Genomic DNA, 24090 nt, shown 5'->3' with positions numbered 1-24090 from the left:
AAAACCTGTATATCATTCTTTATTTTTGTTTTTGCATATAAAAATACTGTTGTAAATAAAATGCGATACTGAAAATTAACATACCAAATACAAATATGTTTCCAAATGAACTAAACGTTTCAAAAACGAATAATAACGTTTCTTGTCCGAAGAAAGCAAATAATAGTTGTGTGAATGCGAATAGCAATGCCAATATATAATGGTGTTGATGGAATAAATAGTGCGTTGCACCTAAAAAAGCGATAAACGAAAGAATGAAAATCCACCAATTTTCTAAAAACAGTTGCCAATTCGTAAATTGATACCCATTTACTAATATCGCAATAATTGCTATAACCGCCATCGTTGGCACACTCCATAACAATGCACGCCCTCTAAAGAAATGCGTACCTTTTACATCTCCCTTTTCATTTGCAATGTATGTTAGCACGACAGTACTTATATACAACACAGAGAGAATTGTTAAAACAATTATGAGCCAAAAATGCAACTGATAATATTCATGTTCTATATTCGTCACGATAGCAGCTAGCATACACGGTATTAGCATTCCCGTCCAACCATCTACTTTTCTCTCATTCCAAAATACCGTATTACCAATACGAATTCCTAATAGCATAAAAATAATGATACCTAGTACAAATAATGTAGTCTTATTTCCTACTAAGCTCGTTGAAAAAGCAATTAATCCAATAAATAAAAAAAGAACAAACCCATTCATAATTTCTAGTACAGGTGATAAATACCTTTTCACCCAGTTGTATGTCTCTTCATATTCATGATTATTCGCTAAACGGTAGGCATAAAAACTTATCCCAAAATAAACCGCCGCAATAATAACATATGTATATAAAACAAAACATAAAATCGCACTGCTAATCTGCACGTAATTCCCCACCCTTTTTTCTACGTTTCACCTTGATTTTACACACTCTCCACACGAATTGTAAACATATATAAGCTAGTTAACTAATCATCTTCTCAATAAGTGATAATGAATAATGAGCAGCGGCTCAAAACCACTGCTCATTATTTTATCCATTTGTATGCCGATGTGTATCCAAAACAGATATAAAAGATGTTTTCACCTTGGAACTAACGAATACCCACTTTAAATTGTTACAAAGTTGGCGAGCAAATTTACTTTCTAGTTCCCTTCCACTTTACATATTGATCTAAAAATACGATAGCTTTCTCAATAGCCTCTTCATCTGGCTTTAATTTTGCATGATGTAAACCATATTCTGAATTTACTCCAAGCCAAAACATAAATCCAGGAATCTCTTGAAGCATATAACCAAAATCTTCACCTGTCATTGCCTCAGTGCATGTAATTACTTTCATATCAGTTTGTTCACTTACAAATTGCATAAACTCTCTCGTTAATGCTTCATGGTTGTATACTTGGTGATACATCGCTCCGTAGTCAATAACCGCTTCACATTGGAAGGAAGCTTCTATACCTGCAACAATTGCCTCAATCCTACTTTTAACACGACTCATTGATTCCACTGATAACGTTCGAATCGTTCCTTCTAATCGAGACTTTTCTGCTATGATATTTTGAACTGTACCGCCTGTTATTTTTCCGATTGTAATTACTGCACTATCAAGTGGGTTTACATTACGACTAATAACAGACTGAAGCTGTGTAACAAGGTGACTAGCTGCGACAATCATATCATTTGCAGTATGAGGATAAGCTGCATGTCCACCTTTCCCCTTTAAATCAACATATAACTCTGATGTATTTGCAAATAATAGCCCCTCTTTTGTAGCAATTGTTCCTACAGGGTATTCAGGTGCAATATGAAGGCCGAGAATAATATTCGGCTTCCATTCTTTTAACTCTTCACTCTCTAACATAGGAAGAGCCCCTCCAGGCCCTTCTTCAGCTGGTTGGAATAGAAATACAAGGTCATCATCTATTCTTTCTGTTACAGCTGCTGTTAGGAGGCCTAAACCGATTGTCGTATGTAAGTCATGTCCACATGCATGCATCATTCCTTCATGAACAGAAGCGAACTCATATCCAGTTTCCTCTGTAATTGGTAAACCGTCTATATCTGCGCGATAACCTATAACTTTTTCTGGATTTCTTCCCTTTACTTTAACAATGACACCTGTTCTCCATACTTTCACTTCCACATGTTCATTCGAAAGCGTTCCTATGTAATCTAAAATATACTGTTGTGTTTTCCACTCTTTAAATCCAATTTCCGGTATTTTGTGTAAGTCTCTACGAATTTGAACGAATTTGCTTACTACCATTTTTGCACCTCTATCTATAAAAAGCGTAAGAGCCTGTTTATGCTCTTACGCTTTTTTGTTTTTATTTCTCTGGGTTTAATTGACGAAGCTCTTGTTTAATTTCAGTTTTTGCTTTTGTCTTCTCATCAATCTCTTTAATTACACGTGCTGGAGTACCTGCTACAACTGTATATGGAGGTACATCTTCTGTTACAACAGCTCCTGCTGCTACAACTGCACCTTTACCTACTGTAACTCCCTCTAACACAACTACGTTAGCACCAATAACAACATCGTCTTCAACGATAACTGGTTTTGCTGAAGGTGGCTCAATAACACCTGCAAGTACTGCGCCTGCACCTACGTGACAGTTCTTACCAACAGTTGCACGTCCACCAAGTACCGCGTTCATGTCGATCATAGACCCTTCACCAATTACAGCACCGATATTAATTGTTGCATTCATCATAATAACAGCGTTGTCGCCGATTTCAACGTGGTCACGAATAATCGCACCTGGCTCAATACGAGCTTTAATACCTTTTAAATCAAGCATTGGAATTGCAGAATTACGACGGTCATTTTCAACAACGTAATCAACAATGTACTTGCTATTTTCATCTAGAATTGTCTTAATTTCAGACCATTCTCCAAATAATACACCAGACTTTTTATTTACAAATGCTTGTACCGTTTCAGGGAATGTTACTTCTTTTAAATCCCCTTTTATGTATACCTTTACAGGAGTTTTCTTTTCACTTTTTTGAATAAACGAAATAATTTCGTTAGCGTCCATCATTTTCATTCTTGTTGCCTCCTAAATCCATTTATAATGTTACTCTACCAAACGATAGGGCGAGTAGCAAGATAATAATCCTATTTTTCCATTTGAATTTCTTCTATAATTTCTAAAAATGCTTGTACTTGCTTCAATTGTCTAGCTGATTCACTCGTCAATAACCATGTTTCTCTCGTTAATTGGACAGGTGTTTTATACATATTTTCCTGTACTTCTTTTAAAACAGTAGAAGGTAAAAGAGCATAACCTATACCATTTAAAACGAGTTGTTTGCAAGTCTCAATTTGATCAACGACAATTGTTCTCTTAGGTGGATTAGAAAATAAACCATACCACCAATTTTGTATTTGTCCATAATAAGTCGAATCACTTTTAAATTGAATAAATGGTCTATTTGTTTCTTTTAACATCGAAATATCTTTTATTTCTTTATCCACTAAATAAAGTTCATCTTCAAATAATTGTTGCTTCTGGCCTTTATATTCTTGTGTTCCTCTCAATATAGCAACATGAACGTCTCCTTCATAAAATTGCTTTTGCACTTCACTACTCCAGCCAGTAAACAGCGATATTTTTACAGAAGGATATTTATGTACAAACTTCTTCAAAACAGGAGGAAGCCAATATTGACCAATAACTGATGCGACAGCTATTTTTAACGTCCCATGAGTTTCTGTTCTAAAAACAGCTAGCTCACTTTTAATATCCTCTTCCCTTTGTAGCATTTCTTTTGCGTAATTTGCGACTTTTTCCCCTTCAGGTGTAATTGTCAATCCTTTTTGCGAGCGAATAAAAAACTTCATTCCCCATTGTTTCTCCATAGATTGTAATCGTTGACTAAGCGCAGGTTGTGAAACAAATAAACGTTCCGCCGCTTTTCTCATATTTGATTCCTGTGCTAACACAACCATCATTTGAAAATCATCAATTTGCAACTTTCTCCCTCTTTCCTTAGCTTCCATACACCTTATCTCAATAAGCTTTTCATCCTTAATTTAACTACATACGCTTATATTTTTTATCTTTTTAAATATAATACATACACAACTGATATGCACGAAAAAAAAGTGACTTCTTCGGTTCTATGAAGTCACTTTTCTCACATTATCGATTATGTTGCCTTACTTTTTTATTCAACAATTTTAAAATCGCTCGACGTGTTAAAATCCCCTCAAAATACCCATCTTCATTGACAGCGCAAATAAATGGATGATCAATAGTCATTTCTAATGCTTTTGCAAATGAATCTTCTAACTTAAGAACCGGAATATCTTTCTTCATTACTTGCTCTACTTTCATTTCGTCAAGTCTTTCAAACTCAATGCGTTCTAGCCCTAACATACCGTCTAAAATCATAGCAGTACTAATTAACCCATGCAATTTGTACATCGGGTCCAAAACAGGTATCGCCGAATATCCAGATTTCACAAGTACGAGTAAAGCATGCTCTAAACCATTCCCTATTTGGACGTGTGCTACTTTTTCTGATGAAATCATTAAATCTTTTACAAAAATTTGTTGAAACTCGTCTTTTGGAATACTAATCATATTACATCCCCCATTTTCCCTTTTTCCTGCTTATAATTACCGGCTCTATTCACATTTTATGACAGCGTTTTCACATTATTATTTTGTCCTTACATTCTTTCAGTAAAAAACAAAATTACACAGCTATTTTAGCATATAACACAAAAAAAAGACTACCATTCCGGTAGCGCTTAATACCCTTTATTTTTTAATCTGTAAAATAACCTTGTGATTTTTTTATATTGCATCACGTCTGTCTTTTTTAAACCATTCTCGATATCTGTAAGTTCCACAGCTAAAATTTCACTCGCATAATTTTGCTGAAATAAAATATCTAGTAACAAACTTTCCTCTTCTTCCGTTAAAACAAATTCCCTTTTCATATACCCCTCTCCTTATACTCGCATCGTTACCATTATTATATAAAATTTTCAGCCTATTTAATAGATGTAATATTCAGTTTTTAGTGAAAGAAATATATAAATTGTTTTTATTTCGTATATCGATTTGCATAACTAAACGCCGCATAAGCATCTGGCTTAATTTTTGCAGTTAATCCCATCGCTTGAATTTTCGCTGTCATATCTAGAATAAATTCTTTTGTTAAACCATCATTTCCGATATCTAAGTGAATCTCCATTATAAAACCAGCACCATCTTGAGCATATGGATGCAATAAATCCCATATTGTTTGTATATGATTTGGAGTAAATAGGCATGCAATTTCTTGACTAAACTGTGTCTCTAAATATATTTTCTCACGTAAAGTTTCTGGCTTATCTTTTACTGATTGATGGTGTAAACACCCCCAGGCTCCTTTTCCAACGCGATGAATATGAATTGCCGTAATAAACCTCGTATCCTTTTGATGTGCTTGTGAGTCTGTCCCAATGGATAAACGATATAAATTTCGCGGATCCTTTTCAATGAAATTACAAATACGGGTAAAGACCATACCAAAATTTAAATGTCTCTCTGAAACATTATAAAATTTATGTTCACCGGCCACATAGTCACGTCCTTTCAATTAGACAGACTTTTCGTATTCTCATTGTATGGGACAAAAACCAAAATTATAACTCCCTACCCTTTATTCGTTTCAATATTCCGAATTACATATTGGCAAACTTGGCACGTATAAATTACGTTTTGATTCGATTGAGCCGTTAGTACATGAATAATCTCAGCAGAATTGTGACAATTAGGACAAATCACAACTGGTAAACGTTCCATATAACACACCTCCTCACTATTTTCATCCCGCTATTTACTATCCGTCCTCAATTGGTGATGGATAATAAGCTGTATAGGACGAAGAAACCCTACTAATTACACTTTCACTTTATTACCATTGTAGGAAAAATGAAAAATCCTTATACATATATACTAAAAGTAATAGAACTAAAAAAGGTGTTGCCCTATGGCAACACCTTTTTTATATGTATCAAGAAATGATATCGTAAATCTCAATTGCAACCATGTCGATATTATCGAATTGATACACTTGAGGTTTTTCACCTTGTTGATACACTTCTAACTCATACATTTCACTTTTATCGAAAAATTTCACGCTACATTTGCGCTCACCGTTCACTTCAAAATAGCGTTGTGCTACTTCACCGCTTTCAGCTTGTTCTTGTAGACTAACAAGTCGAGTTAAAATTCCTTGGAGTAGAGACATGAAATCTCTCCTTTCTCTGATCTTCCTACCAATAGGTTTTACAGCTATACTCATTCTATCCGTCATAACAGAAAAAATGTTCCACACTCTAGGATAAAGGTTATTGGCCAGAAACTCAACTAAAAATTTGTCGAAATACGAAGGAAAAAACAGAAAGAACATCTTTTCCCTTCTTTATTGCGATTTTTATACTGGAAGAATATAATAAAAAACAGTAAAAAGGAGGAATTGCAATGAAAAAAATTGAGGTTTACACACAACCTGATTGTCCGCCATGTGTTATTGTGAAAGAATTTTTAAAGCATAATAACGTTGTATACGAAGAATTTGACGTAAAAAAAGACGCCGCTGCTCGCAATCGTCTTTTATATGACTATGATTCTTATTCAACTCCGACGGTTGTAATTGATGGAGAAGTTGTTGCTGGTTTTCAAATTGAAAAATTACAACAACTTCTTAATATAGAATAGGAATAGGTAAAGACCTATTCCTATTTTTATCCCGCTATATTTTGGAAGTATGCATCTGATTGTGGCAAGTTCATATTAAACAGGATATGCCCTGATTAAAGTTTCACTTTATAATTGTTGTAACCTTTTTATTTCAGTTAAAAGTTCTTGGCTTTCATGATATCCGGCCAATTTCCATTTCCCTTGATCTCTTTGCAATGTTACAATTTGATATTGTCCACTTTTCGCCCGCTCATAAACATATAAAATTTTATGCTCTTCATCATATGACATTTTCGTTTCTGAATTAAAAGAAAATGGCGCTTCTTTTGCTGGAAGTAAATATTCACCACTTTGTTTATCACTTCTACTATTTTCATCTGTAAATACTTGAAGGAAATTCTCTGTAAAATATGGTGATAACGTTTCTATCATCTTATTCATCGGCAAACGCTTCCCACGAATTGAAAATTGGCTTTCATAGCCTTTTTGTATCGTTACAAACACTTCTTTCCGATCGACTTTCACTTCCTCTTTTCCTAAAACAGTTGTAACACTATAACCAACTAGAAAGGCAACACATACAAATAGAACTAACCATATTCCATATTTCCTCATTTTTTCACCTTCCTTTTTAGAAAACTTGTCTTTGTAGTATTCATTGTAACAATGATTATGCAAAGAAAGGGCTGGTTTCGTTCGTAAAATCTTTACAACGATAGACAGCATTTTCGGCACCATTTTCACTATTACCAATTTATGATAAAAACAAACAAAAAATGCACGAATCTCTTCGTGCATTAAAATAAAACATCTTCTTCATATAAATATTCATACGATAAATCTATAAATAAAAAGTTTTCATCATCAATCGGGAAAGAAAATGTTCGTACCATCTCACCGGTTTCAATATCAGCATATAAATCTGAAAGTCTTGCCTTATTCTCAAAACGCATTTTCATAATATTCTCTAGAAAATACGGGCGCCAACTCCAGTTCTTCATGTAATACTCAGGCATCACAATCCATTCCCCATCTTTTTTCATAACGTTTCCTGATTGTTGGAAACCATCTTCGTTACAAATAAATATACGAAAACTACATTGTGATACACTTTGGCTAAATTGTAATAACCAATCATTTATATCTTCATTCTTTTTCTGTTTGGCTAAAACATCGCCAATTCGATCACGTAACATTTCTGTTAAATTATAAATCTTTTGTAGTTTTTTCTTCTCATGTTGAATAAATTGATGACACTCATTACCAAGTCGTTCTTTCAAAACGTTCGTTTCAATAAAATCAGGTAAGCATTCTTTCAAATAATTCCCTTGATAGTACCTACCACCGTTTTTCCATGCATATTGTAATTGATAAAAAGCATCTATTTCTTCATATAACAATGTCGCACCAATTCTTCTAGCAAGTAATGATAAAGAATATAAAATATCTTGATAAGATTGTAAAAGTGCAGTTTGCCTTAAATTTGTTAAATCTACTTTTAAAATATCAGGTGCTAACACGCTAATACGTTCTAAATTACTTGTACCTGTTCCGACTTTATTAATCGAAATTTGAATACCATATGTACGATAATACATAAGCAAATGATTAAATTGCTCTATATCTTCTTTACATTCATGTTCTGTAATTTCTAAAACAATGTTTTTCAAATTTAAACCTTGTTTTTCATACATCAATAAAAGTTGAAGCAAACTTTCATCATCATCGTTCATCAATACGTTAGCATTCCGATGTATAAATAATAATAGTTTTTGATCACTTTCTAAATAACGATTTAAAGCTTTTTCTACTATAATGTTATCCGCTTCTAGTTGAAACTCACTTGGAATAGAGTCATCATGAAAGAAAGAAGCTAAACTTTGTATGCCCTCTTCTGTTTGAATACGCCCTACTACTTCATATCCAATTACAGTATGTTCATCAGCACTAAAAATTGCTTGATAATAAGGAAGGACTTTATCCAAGTTACTCATTACATCTAATGCATCTATCAACGTGCTTCCCTCCCTTTACTTTTCAAAAATTATAACATGATATTTACGGAAAAATAATAAAAAATCCCTTCAGTTTTCCTGAAGGGATTAGAGGGGTAAAATGCTAAGGGGAATTAGCAATTCTACTATGAAGAAAAAAGAGGTCTTAAATATAACGTATATATGACCTCTTGTAAACACTTTTCTTTCATATGTCACAATTCCGTCACATTTTCCTTATCCCTTTTAAAATGGATATTGATGTAAATGTTGTCCTCCATCCATTGTCATACAAGTTCCATTTATGTACGCAGCTTCATCTGAACATAAATAATAAGCTAGACCTGCAATTTCTTCTGGCGTACCCAGTCTTCCAAGCGGAACACTTTGTATCGTACGCTTAGCCATTTCTTCTGAAATCCATAATTTATCAGCACCGCCCGTACGTTCAATTGGTCCTGGCGCAATAGCGTTAACTCGGATTCCATATTTACGTCCCCACTCAACAGCGAGTGTCTTCGTCATTGCTAATACTCCAGCCTTCGCTGCAGCCGAATGAATAACTCCCGGACCTGCATCCCACGCATATGTTGCTACCATGTTAATGATATTTCCTTTTATACCTTTTTCAATCCAATATTTTCCGACAGCCTGGCTACAGTAAAATGTACCGTTTAACACAATATTAATAACCGAATTCCAGCCGTTCACAGATAAATCTTCTGCTGGACAAATAAAGTTTCCAGCTGCATTATTGATTAAAATATCAATTCGTCCAAACTTCTCATCAATCTGTTCAATCATTTTCTGAATATCATCCGTATTTCTTACATCCATTTGTACCGGTAATATTTGTCCTGGAAATTGTTCAATTTCCAATTTTGTTTCCTCTAGTTTTTCCTTTGTACGTCCTGTAATAACAACTCGTGCCCCTTCTTTTGCAAAGCGAGTCGCCATTCCTTTTCCCATTCCGCTCGATCCACCTGTTACAATAACTACTTTTTCTTTCATATATATCCCCCTCCAAAAAATGAATACACATTCATTTTATCATTTTATTTAATAGAAATCTTTATATTTTTAAACTTTTCTGATATTTTAACGTAAAGAGATTTCTTTTTATTCACTTTTTCGTTATCTATACTACTTTTACATGATTTAAAATATATTTAAAAAAACGAAAGGAGATTTGAGTAACCTGTAAATGTAACGAACACATGTAATATAAGACAAATAGGTATACTCATATTTTTATGAAGAAAATTACAAGAAGAGATTTTTTAAAAACTGGAATGCGTACTTGCCTATATTCATTTATAACGACTAGTATCGGATACTATTACGCTAAATATATTGAGCCTCATCTGCTCTCTTTTACAGAACATACATTGAAATCACAACTCATACCAAAAAGCTTTCACGGTATGAAGATTCTTCAATTTAGTGATTTACATCTCGGATACTATTTCTCTCTCCAACATTTATCTCAAATCGTTTCTAAAATTAATGCTGTAAAACCCGACATTGTTCTCTTTACTGGTGATCTCATTGATAATTATCAAACATATACTGACACTCCTTTCGTTGCATCTATTTTAAAAAATATACAAGCACCCTTCGGTAAATTTTCTATTTATGGTAACCATGATCACGGCGGATATGGAACGGAATACTACGAACACATCATGCGTGAATCTGGATTTGAACTGTTACTAAACAGTGAAAAGAGAATCCGTCTACTGGATAATAGTGAAATTTCAATTTTCGGTCTTGATGATATACTATTAGGCAAACCAAAAATAAAGGAGACGCTACAGCGCGCTCGGAAAAACATTTATAACATTGTTCTTGTTCACGAACCAGATATTGCACCGCAAATTGCTACATATCCGGTTAACTTACAACTTTCTGGTCATAGCCATGGCGGACAAGTACAAATCCCTTTTTTAGGGGCTATTATTACCCCAGCACTTGCTAAAAACTATGTAGAAGGTTTCTATACGATCCAAGATTTAGCTCTCTATGTCAATCGCGGCCTTGGCAGAACACGTGTCCCATTCCGATTTATGGCAAAACCTGAGATAACAATTTTTACACTCCAACATTCGTAATCATTCGCCTATTTTCTTACATATCCTTTCTTGTACGCGCTCATCCATGTTTCATTTACCATATGATAAAAGTGAGTCCAATAAAGGAGGTTTGTTCATGTATCCATATTATCAACCAATCCCAGTCCGTTCAGCACCTATTGGTCCAGTAGGCGACTCACGCTTCTTTCCGTTTTTTGGCGTCCCATTTCTAGCTGGTATTGCTGGTGGACTGCTTGGCGGAGCATTAGCTTTCGGTCCTAGACCGTATTACCCACCATATCCACCACCTTTCCCACCGCCGACACCTTATCCTTGTTATGGCGGACCTTGTCAACAACCATTCTATTATTAATGTACCGCAACAATTCTACTAATGTTATTTCCTTTCTTAACCGATTCATAATCCATTAACATGCTTATAATAAAAAGTATTCTCTCTACGCATCCTTTATAATAAGTAGAGAACAAAGTAAAAAACCTCTTAAAAAAGAGGTTTTTTACTTTGTTCTCATTATTCAGCATCTGTGTTTTGATACGCCATCTTAAATAACTTCACTTGGCTATCAATCTCTTCTGCCCCATTATTAATAACATAATAATATTCACCGTCTTTATTTTGTTCACGTGTTTTCACATTATCAGCTAAAGTAAGCTGTAAAATCGCCTTAATTCGTGCCTTCATTTCAATATCTAATATCGGGAAAGATATTTCTACACGTTTCTCCATATTTCTTGTCATCCAGTCAGCTGAAGATAAATATATTTTCTCTTCTCCATTATGATGGAAATAATAAATACGGCTATGTTCTAAATATCTCCCGACAACACTAACTACCCGAATATTTTCACTTACATTTGGAATACCAGGTCGTAGGCAGCATGTTCCTCGAACGATGAGCTCTACCTTTACTCCAGCTTGTGATGCTTCATACATTTTTTTAATAAGTGGTTTATCAGTTAATGAATTCATTTTAGCAATGATATATCCATTTCCATATTGCCTATGATAACGAATTTCTTCATCTATTAAATCGATAAATTGCTCTCTTATATCAAATGGTGCAACCGATAAATGATGAAAATGCGGCTTTGTTGTATAACCACTCAAATAATTAAAGAAATTTGTTGCATCGACCCCAAAGTCTTTTCGTGATGTAATATAGCCAAAATCAGTATATAGCTTTGCGGTTGCATCATTGTAATTTCCGGTTCCAAGATGTACGAACCTTTCAATTTTTCCGTTTTTTCTTCTTACAACTAGCGTAATTTTACTATGTGTTTTCAAATGACTTACACCGTAAATCACATGACAACCCGCCTGTTCTAATTCTTTAGCCCAATGCACATTATTTTCTTCATCAAACCTTGCCTTTAACTCAACTAATACCGTCACTTGTTTCCCTTTTTCAGCCGCTACCTTTAGCGCCTGAATAATTGGAGAATCACCACTTACTCGATATAATGTTTGTTTGATCGCAAGTACATTCGGGTCGTCTGCTGCATCACGAACAAAATCAACTACTGGCTGAAACGATTCAAACGGATGATGTAATAAAATATCATGCTCAATTGCTTTTTCAAATACATCTTCCGCATCCCCTAAATCTTGAGGTCGTTGCGGAATAAGAGCCGGATATACTAAATGTTCATATAAAGGCGCTAGTTTTTTATATAAAGAAAATAGACATGTTAAATCTAACGGTCCATCCATTATATACACATCTTCATCTTTTACTTCCAACACTTCATATAATAACGCTAATACTCTTTCATCAATGTGTTCTTTGCCAACTTCTAAACGTACAGCAGCTCCCCACTTACGCTTTTTTAATTCTTTTTCAATTACTTTTAATAAATCTCTCGCACCTTCTTCATGAATCGTTAAATCCGCATTGCGTGTAATACGGAAACGAGTAACAGATGATACTTTATATCCAGTGAATAATTTATGAGTAAAACCACTAATTACATCTTCTAATAAAATAAATTTATGCTTTTGCCCTTCACTCGGTAAAAATATGAAACGTTCAAGTAATGAAGGAACTTGTACAATTCCTAACTTCGTGCGGTTTTCTTCCTCCACTTGTTTCTCATCATATAAAAGAGTAGCTAAATTCAAACTTTTATTTAATAACATAGGAAATGGACGATACGCATCGATAGCTACAGGTGTTAAGACTGGGAAAATTTGCTCATCAAAATACTCTTCTATAAATTCTCTTTGTTCTTTCGTCAAATCATGGAATGTTAAACGCTCAATCCCCTCTAACTCCAACGCTGGCAACACATAATTTTTAAACGTATCATATTGTACAGTCATTAATTCATGGGCCTTTATCGCAATTTTATTTAATTGCTTTTTTGGTGTTAAGCCAGCCTTATTTTCTGGTTGGTTAAACCCAGCGCTCACTTGATCCTTCAATCCTGCTACACGTACCATAAAGAATTCATCTAAATTGGAGCTAAAAATGCTAATAAACTTTAATCTTTCTAAAAGCGGATTCATCTCATCCTGTGCTTCTTGTAGTACACGTTCATTAAATGCTAACCAACTTAGTTCTCTATTGTTGTAATAAGCTGTATCATTTAAATTGACTATATTCCCCTTCAACATTTCCATCCTCTTCACACTTCCCTTGAAACTTTTTTACTATAATTTAGTTACTTTCATTTTAACAAATTACAATATTCCAAAGTGTTAATTTTTTGTAAAGACATCCGTACAACTTAGTGTTTTGATTCGAAGAATAAGTTAATATTCGTTTTCAATACTCTTTCCAGCTGCTTTTTTTGCTTTTCAGCTTGCACTTTTTCCGCTAATGCCGATTGCTCACATACAATTTTAAATGTTAATCCTTCTTTACTTTCTGTTATAGATATCGATTCAACAAGCGATCTTTGTCTTATATTTAGAGCTGCTGAAAATTGTAAAACAGCCCCTAATAGGCGAATTTTTTTTTGTTCGTTTTTATCAAACCATCCTTCAAACGGAGACAGATGTTGTTTGAATAACATTTTTGATTTATAAGACGCAATCAGCGCTAATCTAACTCGCTCTTTATGCATCATACCATCAATTGTTTTATTTGCTAATAAATAAAACGTATGTAAGCGGCTCGCTTCTTCGTCTATATATTTGCCTATATTAAATACTTTCGCTGCTTGATGGAACACTTCCCAGTCTTTTACTGACATAGAAATCAGCCCTGTTTCTTCAAGCTGTTGACAAATTAATCTTCCATGTTTAATAAGCTGCATTACAAATTCCATGTCCATTTCATATCCATGTGATAATAAATACAAACTTTCTTCGACCACGTTCGGATAATATGAAATCCCCAAATCTTTTGTCAACTCTTCATAGAAAACACCTTCTCTTAATCCTTTTCTACTTAATACAAATGCTGGTGCCTCTATAACATTAACAAGCGTATGAAATACTTCGACTGCGGGAACAATTGTATCCGCTCGATCTTTTGCCAATCCTTCCAATTTTTGAAGTTCTATGAACGACAAGCCTTCCAATTCTTCTTTCACATTTTTAATATCTTCTTCTTTCATCTTGTATAAATGTACTCCTGCTATAGGATAACAAATTAAATTTTGATGAATTTTCACTAAGTTCCTCGCACTACCACCAATTGCAATAAGGGGTAATTTCTTATCAATTAACCATGGTAATGTTCGAAATTGATATTCTAGGTACGTTTGAAGCTTGTCCAACTCTTCTTCAGTAGGTATATCCTCTTTAATAAATTGTTGCTTTAAAGAAAGTGCCCCAAAAGGAAAGCTATGATACTCTAAAATCTCTCTATTTCGAAAGTATGTAACTTCCGTACTTCCTCCACCAATATCTACTGTAATCCCTTCCGAGAACGAAGTTGAATTCATAACCGCTAAATAGCCGTAACGTGCTTCTTCATATTCTGATAATACTCTAAGAGTAAAGTCTGTTTGTCCTTCAACAAGTTTTTTAATTTCCTCTTGATTCTCAGCCTGCCTAATTGTTGCTGTTGCAACACAAAGTACATGGCGCAACTGATGGAATCGTGTACTTTCTTGAAATTGAAATAATGTTTGTAACAATACCTCTATTCCTTCTTCAATCAACACACCATCGACTAAGTAATTCCTTAACCTTGCAACCACTTTCGTATTTTCAATCTCTTTATAAAAACCCCCGTTTTGCTTTTCATAAATAACTAAACGCATTGTATTAGATCCAATATCTATAATGGCATATTGCTGTTTTAATATTTCTTTCAAACTTCTCACTCTTTCATTATCAAATTTCTAAAACACATTCTATTACTATTATACAAAATAGTTGTTTTTTGTAACAATATTGCTTTAATATTGAAAATATATACAATCACTTTTTGCATATAATAAAAATCACTTTTACTTATGGTATAATAATGAAAAATTGAAAGGAGATTTAATATGAAACCTTCACAACCACAATCTCAATTACAAAACCAACATTCTATTAATCGACTAGCTCAATCTATTTTCGTTGTGAATCGTCATGCTAAAGCTGCAACTAATCCGAAGTATTTATACTGGTTAAAAAAGACAGCTTTAGAACGCTTAATTACTGAAAAAAAAGCTATTAAAGAAGGATTACATTTCTCTAGAAATCCACGTTTTAGCCAACAACAATCTGATGTTCTTATACGTTTAGGTGATTACTTTTTCCATATTCCTCCTACAAAAGAAGATTTTCGAATCCTACCACATCTCGGTCATCTTGAATCCTCCTATCGAAATCCGAAAACAACCTTATCTTTAACAGTAGCAAAAAAAACACTTCAAGATTATATTGGTCCTGAAGCGCTAAAACAAGAAAAAAAATTAAGTGAACCTGTCCCATGGTATAGTCGTACCTATACAAAAAAATAAAACAGTTTGGCCAATTGTAGGCCAAACTGTTTTATTTTTTCTCTTCTTTAATTTTAATATTTGCTTGTTTATAAAAAGCTATTTTTTCTGTATTATAAGATTTCGTAAATTCATTAAACTTGTCTTTTTCTGATTCAATATCTTTATAAGACTGATTTACTACTTTTACTTTTTCACTAATATCTTTTAATTTTGTACCTTTATCTTGTAGCATTGTATATAATTCTTTTTCTTGTTTTAACGATTTATTATAGCTGTCATACATTTTGTTAAATGAATCATGTCGTTTCTCATATGTGCTTTTCACTTTATCTGCTTGATCTTTCAATTTCTTATCTTCAATTTTCTTCACATATTTATCTACCGATTTCACTTCTTCTTGTGCCTTATTTAAAGATTCTTTTTCTTTTTTAAGCACTTTTTCTCGTTCATCTGTATTTTTCACTGCTTGGTTTAGTTTTTCCTTAACAGTTTGATTATTATCTTTTCCTTCTTGAACAATCTGGTTATATAATTCTTGTCCCTCTTTCTCTAAAGTTTCAAGTTTTTTTGCATCTTCAAACATTGTTTTTTCTTGCTTTGCAGCATTTTCAAATGCAACATATAATTCCTCTTCTGGTTTCGGCCCAAAACACCCCGCTAGTAAAGTCATTGATAATGCAGTTACAATTGCTAATTTACTATATTTCAACATCTTTTTCCTCCTACTTATATACGATCATCGTGTAAAAAGCTATGAAATTATATAACCTTCTATAAACTCCACACTCGCACCTTTTTCACGAAAATCATTCATATTGTTTATAATGCTTGTACAAATTGTATTACTTGAAATTACATTTTCCATTTTTGAACTAAATAGCAGTTTCATATCCATCTTTTACTTGGCACTTTTTAAAACCTATTCATACTATGTATTACATAAAAGTACAACGGAATTCATCACAACCATACTAATTTGAAGAACAACAGTAATCATTCACCTGATAAAAGATGTTCGTTGTTCTCTCACGTCTATCATTCCCTTTCCCGCTTTCTATCAAATAATCTCTTTGTTCATTTTACACAGTATAAATGCTATCTTGCAACTATTCCCTAAAAAGGAAAAGTGTAGAGTATGCTTTCCTCTACACTTTTAAAGTGAAACACATTGTGCAAAATGCATTGACACATCCATCATAATTATATGCCTATTTCATATATTTTTAAAGACTTTTATTACAAAAAAAGTCCTTTTTGTAATAAAAGTCAAAAAAATGTTACAATCAAAACTTCTTCATATCATATTTCTTTACATCAAAGTTTTACTTATTTTTTTACGAATTTCTATGCTGGTACAATTGATTTTGTGCCTTTCTTAACAATTCTTCAAACGTTTTTCCTTCTATTGGATAACTAGCAGCCCCAAATAATAGAGTCATACTTAACAAGCCATTTTCTATTTCACTTTCAATATTTTTCATTAATCGGTTTGTTATTGTCGATTTTTCATGTCCGTTATCGATCGCCACAATAACATACTTATTTTCATCCCACTTCGTAACGACATCGCCTTTACGAATTGTCTTTACAATCGTACTCTCCAACTTTTGTACTAACACCTCCAATTTTTTTTCTTGCACTGTTTCTTTTAGTCCTTTCCATTCTTTCACAGAAAGAATGTACACTGTAATATTATGAGAATCTCGTTCTGATAAAGCAGCTACTTTCTCAAAAAAATCAACTACAAAATCATTACTTGCCATTCCTCCTACTTCCGTATCCATACGCCCACTCGCTCTATTATCATACCAATGTCCAAAATAATAGCTGAGTATCATTTGCAATATATAAATAATAAAGACGGTATAAAATGATCGCGAATCCAGTTTTGTAATTACATCCTGAAGCGCAATCCATTCTGTAACTGCCACTGTATTCCCAAGTAATAATCCACTAATTTTCCCTTTATGTTTCATACTTCGCCTCCCTTCTATACCAATATATGTTTCTATAACAATTATGTTTTTCTACAAAATAAAAAATGTACATATTGAGTGTACATTTCCGCTTAAGCTTGTCTACCATTTCTATTCTATTTCATATATACCATACATCATTTTAGAAATATGGTGACCTACATGCTACAAAAGAAAAATCTATCAGATATTATACGTTTACTATCGTGGTTTCTGTTGTCGCTAAAATTACTATTTAATTCTTTCGGAGTAAACTTCATTACATATAATCAAATTGACGCTATTGTAAATATGGATCGAACAAAAAAGGGACTAAAAAAGGAACCTTTCATACAGGTTCCTTTTTATCATTGCCGTACAACAACTTCATTTGTTTGCAGCGGACCATATGATACTCCGTTATATTGAAATGTATATGTAGCCTGAAATAGTGTGTTTTTGAGTTCTTTATCTTTATTTGCTTTTATTTTACAAATTAATTCTACCTTCTCATTTGGTAATAAATTATCGATTCTCCACCTTACAAGCTGGAACAGAAACTCGCTCATTCCCTTATCAGCCTTTAATGAATTTGGAATATATGCAAAATAATCTCGAATCATATGACTTACTACAACTCGTGAAATCATTTTCATTCCTTTATTTTCAACTTCAATTCGAATAATAAGTATGTCGTTTACATCACAGGTCAGTTCATATGAAAATTTTTCTTTATACATACTACGGATTTGTAATGTAACTGCTACGTTAGGACATTCGTTTTCCTTTTTTGAGCCATCAATCCATAATACCGGTTGTAGCGGTATTGAACGCCTTCCTTGATCCGGAATTCGTTTCCATATTTTCATAATAATATTCACCCCATTTCAGATGCATCATATCCATACGACCTTATTCTGCCTCTCTACACAATATTAATAAAGCTCGTTACAAACGATATATAGTTATTACTCTTCCTTTTATCCTATTCGACAAAGTCAAGAAAAAACCATTTTTCATCTGTTAACAGCAGGTATTCTTACTGAAATATTTTTTTACAATTTCCTTCATTGACTTTTTACCACTACTAAGTATTACTCACTCTTTTGCTGTCCATACAACAGAATATTTTGACGGAAGAAAAAGTTTGCCTTTTAGTCAAATTTGACTATAATATTCTTTATGGCTTTGTCAGTGCACTTGTGTAAATTGATTTTAAAAAATATATTTATAATTTTTATGCGCTGCACTCAAAACTTAATATAGTTTACTTATTATTAAAGGAGGGTTATCTTTGGAATCTCAATTATCAAAAAAAGACTCCAGCAAGACAAAATTTGTTGTTGCGGGTTTACTACTTGGTATTTTAATGGCTGCAATGGATAATACAATCGTTGCAACAGCAATGGCAACAATCGTTGGAGACCTAGGAGGATTTGACAAGTTCGTTTGGGTCACGTCTGCATATATGGTAGCAACAATGGCAGGGATGCCTATCTTCGGAAAACTTTCTGATATGTATGGACGGAAACGCTTTTATATTGGTGGCCTTATTCTTTTCTTGTTCGGTTCTGCACTTTGTGGAACAGCATCTAGTATTGAGCAATTAAGTATTTATAGAGCAATTCAAGGAATTGGTGGCGGCGCTCTTATGCCTATCGCCTTCACTATTATGTACGACATATTCCCACCAGAAAAGCGCGGAAAAATGACAGGGCTATTCGGTGCTGTTTTCGGAACATCTAGTGTATTCGGCCCTTTATTAGGTGCTTATATTACAGACTATATAAGTTGGCACTGGGTCTTCTATATTAATATTCCATTAGGACTTATTTCCTTCTTCTTCATTACGAAATATTATAGTGAATCTCTAGAATTTAGAAAACAAAAAATTGATTGGGCTGGCGCTATTACACTTGTTATTAGTATCGTTTGCTTAATGTTCGCATTAGAACTTGGTGGTAAAGAATACGCATGGAATTCCACTGTGATTATCGGCTTATTTACAACAGTTGTTATTATGCTTATTATTTTCTTCTTCGTAGAACGAAAAGCAACCGAGCCTATCATTTCTTTCCATCTATTTAAAAAACCTTTATTCGCAGCTAGCCAAGGTGTTGCCTTTTTCTATGGTGCCGCTTTTATCATCTGTACAGTTTATATCCCAATCTTCGTTCAAGGTGTTCTCGGTGGTTCAGCCTCAAATGCTGGGTTAATTTTAACACCTATGATGATTGGCTCTGTAATTGGAAGTCAAACGGGTGGACAGTTAGCTTCTCGAACAAGTTATCGTAACATTATGATGGCATCTGGAGTTTTCTTCGTTCTTGGCATTTATTTACTAAGCACTTTAACAATGGATACACCTCGCCTACTCGTAACACTATTTATGGTTCTCGCTGGACTTGGTGTTGGTTTCTCATTCTCAGTTTTAAGTATGTCTTCGATTCACAAATTAGAAATGAGAGACCGTGGTTCTGCTACATCAACAAACTCATTTTTCCGTTCACTCGGTATGACTCTTGGTGTAACAATTTTCGGTACAATTCAAAATCATATTTTTACAGATAAACTAAACACTCTCTTCCCACCTGAACTAGCAAAATTAGCTCCAAAGGGTGGAGACACAAGTTTCTTATTATCACCAGGTGCTACCGATAAAATACCAGCTGAAATATTAACTGGTATTAAAGAAGCTCTAGCTACATCTATTGCCAGTACATTCTTCTGGGCACTGATCCCGGCTGTACTAAGTATTATTTGCATTTTACTTATGGGAAATGAGCGTCTTTTTACAGGACCAAAAACGAAACAAAAACAAAAGCAAGTAAGCTAATATAACGGCATATCCCTTTATGAAAACGGATATGCCGTTTATAATATGTATAAAGTTTATATATATAGGGGTTGAGACAGCATGAGCATGAAATTAGTCATTCTCGGCTTGCTACTCGAAGGGGATAAACATCCATATGAAGTGCAGCACATAATGAAAGAACGACAAATGGACTGTTATATTAAATATGCAAAAGGATCACTTTACTATGCCTTTGAGCAATTAGAAAAACAAGGGGCAATTCGTGTTACAACTATTGTTCGAGATACAAATAGACCAGATAAAACAATTTTTCATATAACAAACGAAGGTAAACGTTTATTTCACACATTACTATTAAAACAATTCGAGGCAAAAAATCAAATATATAAACCAATTTATTCGGCACTCTCTTTCGCTCATTTTGGTGATGATCAAGAGTTAATTCCTATTTTAGAAAAAAAGAAAAATGATACCGTTCAATATTTACATAACATGCAAACTATTTATGACTGTAGCAAAGGAAAAATCCCACGCGCACAACTATATATTTTGCAAAGCGTTATTGAACATATTACAGTTGAATTGCAATGGTTAAACACCCTTCTTGCAGATGCTGTTGCCGGGCGACTTTCAGAAATTGATATAGATGCGGATTAAACTTTCAAAATAGAAACTGTAAAATGACAATATAGTTATTTTATTTCAAATTCTAAAACAAATATAACTCCATTCTAATTTAGGATGGGGTTATGCTTGTTTAATTTTCTATATAAGATAAACCAATTATTTAATAACATAACTGGCATCTTATGTATGTATAGGTACCCATTTCTTTATAAATTTAATCGCACTTTATTTCAATTCTCCTCATGTTTCTCCACTCTAAAAAATCAGAAAAATACAAATAATTAAAATACAAAACTTTAGAATTTTCTTATTTCAAAACAGTAGACAAAATTCCAAAAATTGTGTTAGAATTTGTTTCAATATCATATCGCTTGTTAAATTCCTTTCAAAAGGAAAATGGGTACACGAACAGTTTGTTTCGTGTTTAAAAGGGAAGCTTGGTGAAACTCCAACACGGTCCCGCCACTGTAAATGCTGAGATTTCTTTTTAATGCCACTGTGAAAACGGGAAGGCGAAAGAAATCATATGAAGCATAAGTCAGGAGACCTGCCTGTTTTAACAACACTGATAGATTCACGGATGATGATGAGGTGTTAAAACAAAAAGGAAGGCTTATTTTCTATGCCTTTATGCTTTTTGTTATAGGTATTTCCTAGTAAACGGAAATGCTTACTTTCAATTGGGGAGGAATTTGAAATGGCAATTCAAACAAGTAACTTAGGTTATCCACGTATCGGACTACAACGAGAGTGGAAAAAAACATTGGAAGCTTTTTGGTCTAATAAAATTGATGAAGAACAATTTTTAACAACAATGAAAGAAATTCGTCTTCAACACGTTAAAGCACAGCAAGAAAAAGGGATTGAACTTATTCCAATTGGCGACTTTACATATTACGATCACGTTTTGGATACTGCTTATATGCTAGGATTTATCCCATCACGTTTTTCTGAGTTTACATCTTACCTTGATGTATATTTCGCAATGGCGCGTGGCTCTAAAGATCACGTAGCTTCCGAAATGACAAAATGGTTTAACACAAACTATCATTATATCGTTCCAGAATATGAAGAGGGATTACAAATCTCTTTAAAAGATAATCGTCCACTTCGCTTATACGAAGAGGCAAAACAAGAATTAGGAATAGATGGAAAACCTGTTATTTTAGGACCATATACTTTCTTGAAATTAGCTAAAGGCTATACACAAGAACAATTTGCTACTATTTTAAAACAGTTAGTTGCACCCTACGTACAACTGCTTTCAGAACTACATGCAGCTGGTGCACAAATCATTCAAGTTGATGAACCGATTTTCGCTTCTTTAACGAAAGAAGAAGTTCAACAAGCAAAAGAAATTTATGAAGCTATTCGTAAAGAAGTTCCAAATGCGAATCTTCTTTTACAAACATATTTTGATAGTGTAGAAGAAAACTATGAAGAAATTATTACATTCCCAGTATCAAGTATTGGATTAGATTTCGTTCATGGTAAAGAAGGTAATCTACATGCTATTTCAAAATATGGATTCCCAGCTGATAAAACTTTAGCTGTTGGTTGTATAGATGGCCGTAACATTTGGAGAGCCGATCTTGATGAAGTTCTTACGTTATTTACAACGTTACAAAAACAAGTCCAAACGAAAGATTTCATCGTTCAGCCTTCTTGTAGCTTATTGCATACGCCAATCGATAAAACAGAAGAAACTCACTTATCGACTGAGCTATTTGATGCGTTGGCATTTGCAAATCAAAAATTAGAAGAGTTAGTTCTTATTCATTCCGCTCTAACTCAAGGTACAGAAAGCATTCATAATGAGCTGGAAACATATCGAAATGTACATCATACAATTCGTTCATCTGCTGCACGTAACCGAGAAGATGTCAAAGCAGCACGAACAGCATTAAAAGAAGAAGATTTTTCACGTCCTCTTCCATTTGAAAAACGATATGAATTACAACAAGTTGCCCTGAAGTTACCGTTGTTACCAACAACAACTATCGGTAGCTTCCCGCAAACAACTGAAGTTCGCCAAACGCGAAAAGAATGGCGTAACGGTGCTATTTCAAATGAACAATATGAACAATTTATTGAAAAAGAGACAGAAAAATGGATTCGTTACCAAGAAGAAATTGGTCTTGATGTTCTTGTACATGGTGAATTTGAAAGAACTGACATGGTCGAATATTTTGGTGAACGCCTTGCTGGTTTCTCATTCACTAAAAACGGTTGGGTGCAATCATACGGTTCCCGCTGCGTAAAACCACCTGTTATTTATGGTGATGTAGCCTTTATTAACGGAATGACTATTAAGGAAACTGTGTATGCACAAAGCTTAACAGAGAAAGTTGTAAAAGGAATGTTAACTGGACCTGTTACGATTTTAAATTGGTCCTTCGTTCGAAATGACATTCCAAGAAAAGAAGTTTCATATCAAATTGCATTAGCTCTTCGTCATGAAATTGAACTACTTGAATCTTCCGGAATTCGAGTAATTCAAGTCGATGAGCCAGCACTTCGTGAAGGAATGCCACTAAAAGAAAAAGATTGGGACGCTTATATTACATGGGCAGTACAATCCTTCCTTTTAGCAACTTCATCTGTAGCAAATGAAACACAAATTCATACTCATATGTGTTACAGTAACTTCGAAGATATCGTTGATGCGATTCGCGCATTAGATGCAGATGTGATTTCTATCGAAACATCAAGAAGTCACGGTGAATTTATTGATACATTAAAACATACAACATATGAAAAAGGCATCGGTCTAGGTGTATATGATATTCATAGCCCACGTGTACCAAGTAAAGATGAAATGTATAAAATCGTAGAACAATCTTTAAAAGTATGCGATCCTAAATATTTCTGGATTAATCCTGATTGTGGTTTGAAAACGAGAAGAACAGAAGAAGTTATTCCAGCTTTAGAGCACATGGTGCAAGCGGCAAAAGACGCTCGTTCCTTGCTAAAAACAAACGCATAATAAAAATGAGGTATCCTTTTTGAG

The 24090-nt window shown here is 33.7% G+C and carries 25 protein-coding genes and 1 riboswitch; of the genes, 8 read left to right on the top strand and 17 right to left on the bottom strand.

Features of this window, described 5'->3' with window-relative positions; all coding sequences use genetic code 11:
* Window positions 1-19: 19 nt before the first annotated feature.
* The 9 genes from PDK19_RS03775 to PDK19_RS03735 form a co-directional block, all read right to left on the bottom strand.
* On the bottom strand, window positions 20-886 hold the full coding sequence (locus tag PDK19_RS03775) for a hypothetical protein (protein ID WP_001167328.1): 867 nt from the start codon (window positions 884-886) through the stop codon (window positions 20-22).
* A 254-nt stretch (window positions 887-1140) separates the two neighbouring features.
* Window positions 1141-2271, bottom strand: coding sequence for an N-acetyldiaminopimelate deacetylase (locus PDK19_RS03770; protein WP_000261645.1), 1131 nt, complete (start codon window positions 2269-2271; stop codon window positions 1141-1143).
* A 61-nt stretch (window positions 2272-2332) separates the two neighbouring features.
* Window positions 2333-3055, bottom strand: a complete 723-nt coding sequence (gene dapD / locus PDK19_RS03765) for a 2,3,4,5-tetrahydropyridine-2,6-dicarboxylate N-acetyltransferase (protein ID WP_000783248.1) — start codon at window positions 3053-3055, stop codon at window positions 2333-2335.
* 71 nt (window positions 3056-3126) lie between these two features.
* On the bottom strand, window positions 3127-4011 hold the full coding sequence (locus PDK19_RS03760; RefSeq protein ID WP_001984809.1) for a LysR family transcriptional regulator: 885 nt from the start codon (window positions 4009-4011) through the stop codon (window positions 3127-3129).
* 142 nt (window positions 4012-4153) lie between these two features.
* A complete protein-coding gene (gene cbpB / locus PDK19_RS03755) occupies window positions 4154-4597 on the bottom strand; it encodes a cyclic-di-AMP-binding protein CbpB (RefSeq protein ID WP_000623566.1) in 444 nt (147 codons plus the stop codon).
* 170 nt (window positions 4598-4767) lie between these two features.
* Complete coding sequence (abbA, locus tag PDK19_RS03750; RefSeq protein WP_000817794.1) at window positions 4768-4959, bottom strand: antirepressor AbbA; 192 nt, start codon at window positions 4957-4959, stop codon at window positions 4768-4770.
* Window positions 4960-5066: 107 nt separating this feature from the next.
* The gene (locus PDK19_RS03745; RefSeq protein WP_270706619.1) at window positions 5067-5585 is read right to left on the bottom strand and encodes a ribonuclease H-like YkuK family protein; all 519 of its coding nucleotides are present in this window, start codon (window positions 5583-5585) and stop codon (window positions 5067-5069) included.
* Between the two features lie 74 nt (window positions 5586-5659).
* A complete protein-coding gene (locus tag PDK19_RS03740) occupies window positions 5660-5809 on the bottom strand; it encodes a hypothetical protein (RefSeq protein WP_000440538.1) in 150 nt (49 codons plus the stop codon).
* A gap of 211 nt (window positions 5810-6020) precedes the next feature.
* Window positions 6021-6257, bottom strand: coding sequence for a YkuJ family protein (locus PDK19_RS03735; protein ID WP_000055151.1), 237 nt, complete (start codon window positions 6255-6257; stop codon window positions 6021-6023).
* A gap of 233 nt (window positions 6258-6490) precedes the next feature.
* Here PDK19_RS03735 and PDK19_RS03730 point away from each other — a divergent pair, with 233 nt between their 5' ends.
* A complete protein-coding gene (locus PDK19_RS03730) occupies window positions 6491-6727 on the top strand; it encodes a glutaredoxin family protein (RefSeq protein WP_000717880.1) in 237 nt (78 codons plus the stop codon).
* A 108-nt stretch (window positions 6728-6835) separates the two neighbouring features.
* Here the strand turns inward: PDK19_RS03730 and PDK19_RS03725 are convergent, their stop codons facing one another.
* The 3 genes from PDK19_RS03725 to fadH all read right to left on the bottom strand — a co-directional run bounded on the left by PDK19_RS03725 (window position 6836) and on the right by fadH (window position 9714).
* Entirely contained in the window at window positions 6836-7324 is a 489-nt protein-coding gene (locus PDK19_RS03725; RefSeq protein WP_001233820.1) for a DUF3993 domain-containing protein, read from the bottom strand.
* Between the two features lie 182 nt (window positions 7325-7506).
* Window positions 7507-8724 (bottom strand): EAL domain-containing protein, encoded by a 1218-nt coding sequence (locus tag PDK19_RS03720; protein WP_000564304.1) that lies wholly within the window; start codon window positions 8722-8724, stop codon window positions 7507-7509.
* Window positions 8725-8949: 225 nt separating this feature from the next.
* Window positions 8950-9714 carry a 2,4-dienoyl-CoA reductase gene (gene fadH, locus PDK19_RS03715; RefSeq protein ID WP_000660918.1) on the bottom strand — a complete coding sequence of 255 codons (765 nt, stop codon included), beginning with the start codon at window positions 9712-9714 and terminating at the stop codon, window positions 8950-8952.
* Window positions 9715-9956: 242 nt separating this feature from the next.
* Here fadH and PDK19_RS03710 point away from each other — a divergent pair, with 242 nt between their 5' ends.
* Both PDK19_RS03710 and PDK19_RS03705 read left to right on the top strand, forming a co-directional pair.
* A complete protein-coding gene (locus PDK19_RS03710) occupies window positions 9957-10814 on the top strand; it encodes a metallophosphoesterase (RefSeq protein WP_000724516.1) in 858 nt (285 codons plus the stop codon).
* A 97-nt stretch (window positions 10815-10911) separates the two neighbouring features.
* Window positions 10912-11148, top strand: coding sequence for a hypothetical protein (locus PDK19_RS03705; protein WP_000283744.1), 237 nt, complete (start codon window positions 10912-10914; stop codon window positions 11146-11148).
* 159 nt (window positions 11149-11307) lie between these two features.
* Here PDK19_RS03705 and PDK19_RS03700 read toward each other — a convergent pair whose 3' ends face one another.
* A complete protein-coding gene (locus PDK19_RS03700) occupies window positions 11308-13416 on the bottom strand; it encodes a polyphosphate kinase (RefSeq protein WP_014893533.1) in 2109 nt (702 codons plus the stop codon).
* A 107-nt stretch (window positions 13417-13523) separates the two neighbouring features.
* The gene (gene ppx / locus PDK19_RS03695; protein ID WP_049111274.1) at window positions 13524-15062 is read right to left on the bottom strand and encodes an exopolyphosphatase; all 1539 of its coding nucleotides are present in this window, start codon (window positions 15060-15062) and stop codon (window positions 13524-13526) included.
* Window positions 15063-15239: 177 nt separating this feature from the next.
* Here ppx and PDK19_RS03690 point away from each other — a divergent pair, with 177 nt between their 5' ends.
* On the top strand, window positions 15240-15698 hold the full coding sequence (locus PDK19_RS03690; protein ID WP_000804868.1) for a YkyB family protein: 459 nt from the start codon (window positions 15240-15242) through the stop codon (window positions 15696-15698).
* A gap of 31 nt (window positions 15699-15729) precedes the next feature.
* Here PDK19_RS03690 and PDK19_RS03685 read toward each other — a convergent pair whose 3' ends face one another.
* Both PDK19_RS03685 and PDK19_RS03680 read right to left on the bottom strand, forming a co-directional pair.
* Window positions 15730-16392 carry a YkyA family protein gene (locus PDK19_RS03685; RefSeq protein ID WP_000922494.1) on the bottom strand — a complete coding sequence of 221 codons (663 nt, stop codon included), beginning with the start codon at window positions 16390-16392 and terminating at the stop codon, window positions 15730-15732.
* Window positions 16393-17014: 622 nt separating this feature from the next.
* A complete protein-coding gene (locus tag PDK19_RS03680; protein WP_270706616.1) occupies window positions 17015-17656 on the bottom strand; it encodes a diguanylate cyclase domain-containing protein in 642 nt (213 codons plus the stop codon).
* 162 nt (window positions 17657-17818) lie between these two features.
* On the opposite strand from PDK19_RS03680, the gene PDK19_RS03675 reads away from it, so the two are divergent.
* A complete protein-coding gene (locus PDK19_RS03675; protein ID WP_041184500.1) occupies window positions 17819-18064 on the top strand; it encodes a hypothetical protein in 246 nt (81 codons plus the stop codon).
* Here the strand turns inward: PDK19_RS03675 and PDK19_RS03670 are convergent.
* Entirely contained in the window at window positions 18004-18504 is a 501-nt protein-coding gene (locus PDK19_RS03670) for a hypothetical protein (protein WP_000708167.1), read from the bottom strand. The two genes, PDK19_RS03675 and PDK19_RS03670, sit on opposite strands and share 61 nt — an antisense overlap.
* Window positions 18505-18929: 425 nt before the next feature.
* On the opposite strand from PDK19_RS03670, the gene PDK19_RS03665 reads away from it, so the two are divergent.
* The 3 genes from PDK19_RS03665 (at window position 18930) to metE (ending at window position 24066) form a co-directional block, all read left to right on the top strand.
* On the top strand, window positions 18930-20471 hold the full coding sequence (locus tag PDK19_RS03665) for an MDR family MFS transporter (RefSeq protein ID WP_000445752.1): 1542 nt from the start codon (window positions 18930-18932) through the stop codon (window positions 20469-20471).
* Window positions 20472-20552: 81 nt separating this feature from the next.
* Window positions 20553-21110 (top strand): PadR family transcriptional regulator, encoded by a 558-nt coding sequence (locus PDK19_RS03660; protein WP_000062077.1) that lies wholly within the window; start codon window positions 20553-20555, stop codon window positions 21108-21110.
* A gap of 351 nt (window positions 21111-21461) precedes the next feature.
* A riboswitch (cobalamin riboswitch) is annotated at window positions 21462-21649 on the top strand.
* Between the two features lie 128 nt (window positions 21650-21777).
* The gene (metE, locus tag PDK19_RS03655; protein WP_001007593.1) at window positions 21778-24066 is read left to right on the top strand and encodes a 5-methyltetrahydropteroyltriglutamate--homocysteine S-methyltransferase; all 2289 of its coding nucleotides are present in this window, start codon (window positions 21778-21780) and stop codon (window positions 24064-24066) included.
* Window positions 24067-24090: the final 24 nt, after the last annotated feature.

Origin of the sequence: Bacillus cereus group sp. BcHK124 (assembly GCF_027712065.1) — a bacterium.
GTDB lineage: Bacteria > Bacillota > Bacilli > Bacillales > Bacillaceae_G > Bacillus_A > Bacillus_A pacificus.
The sequence above is the reverse complement of the archived record's forward strand: the minus strand, read 5'-3'. Positions and strand labels throughout refer to the sequence as shown.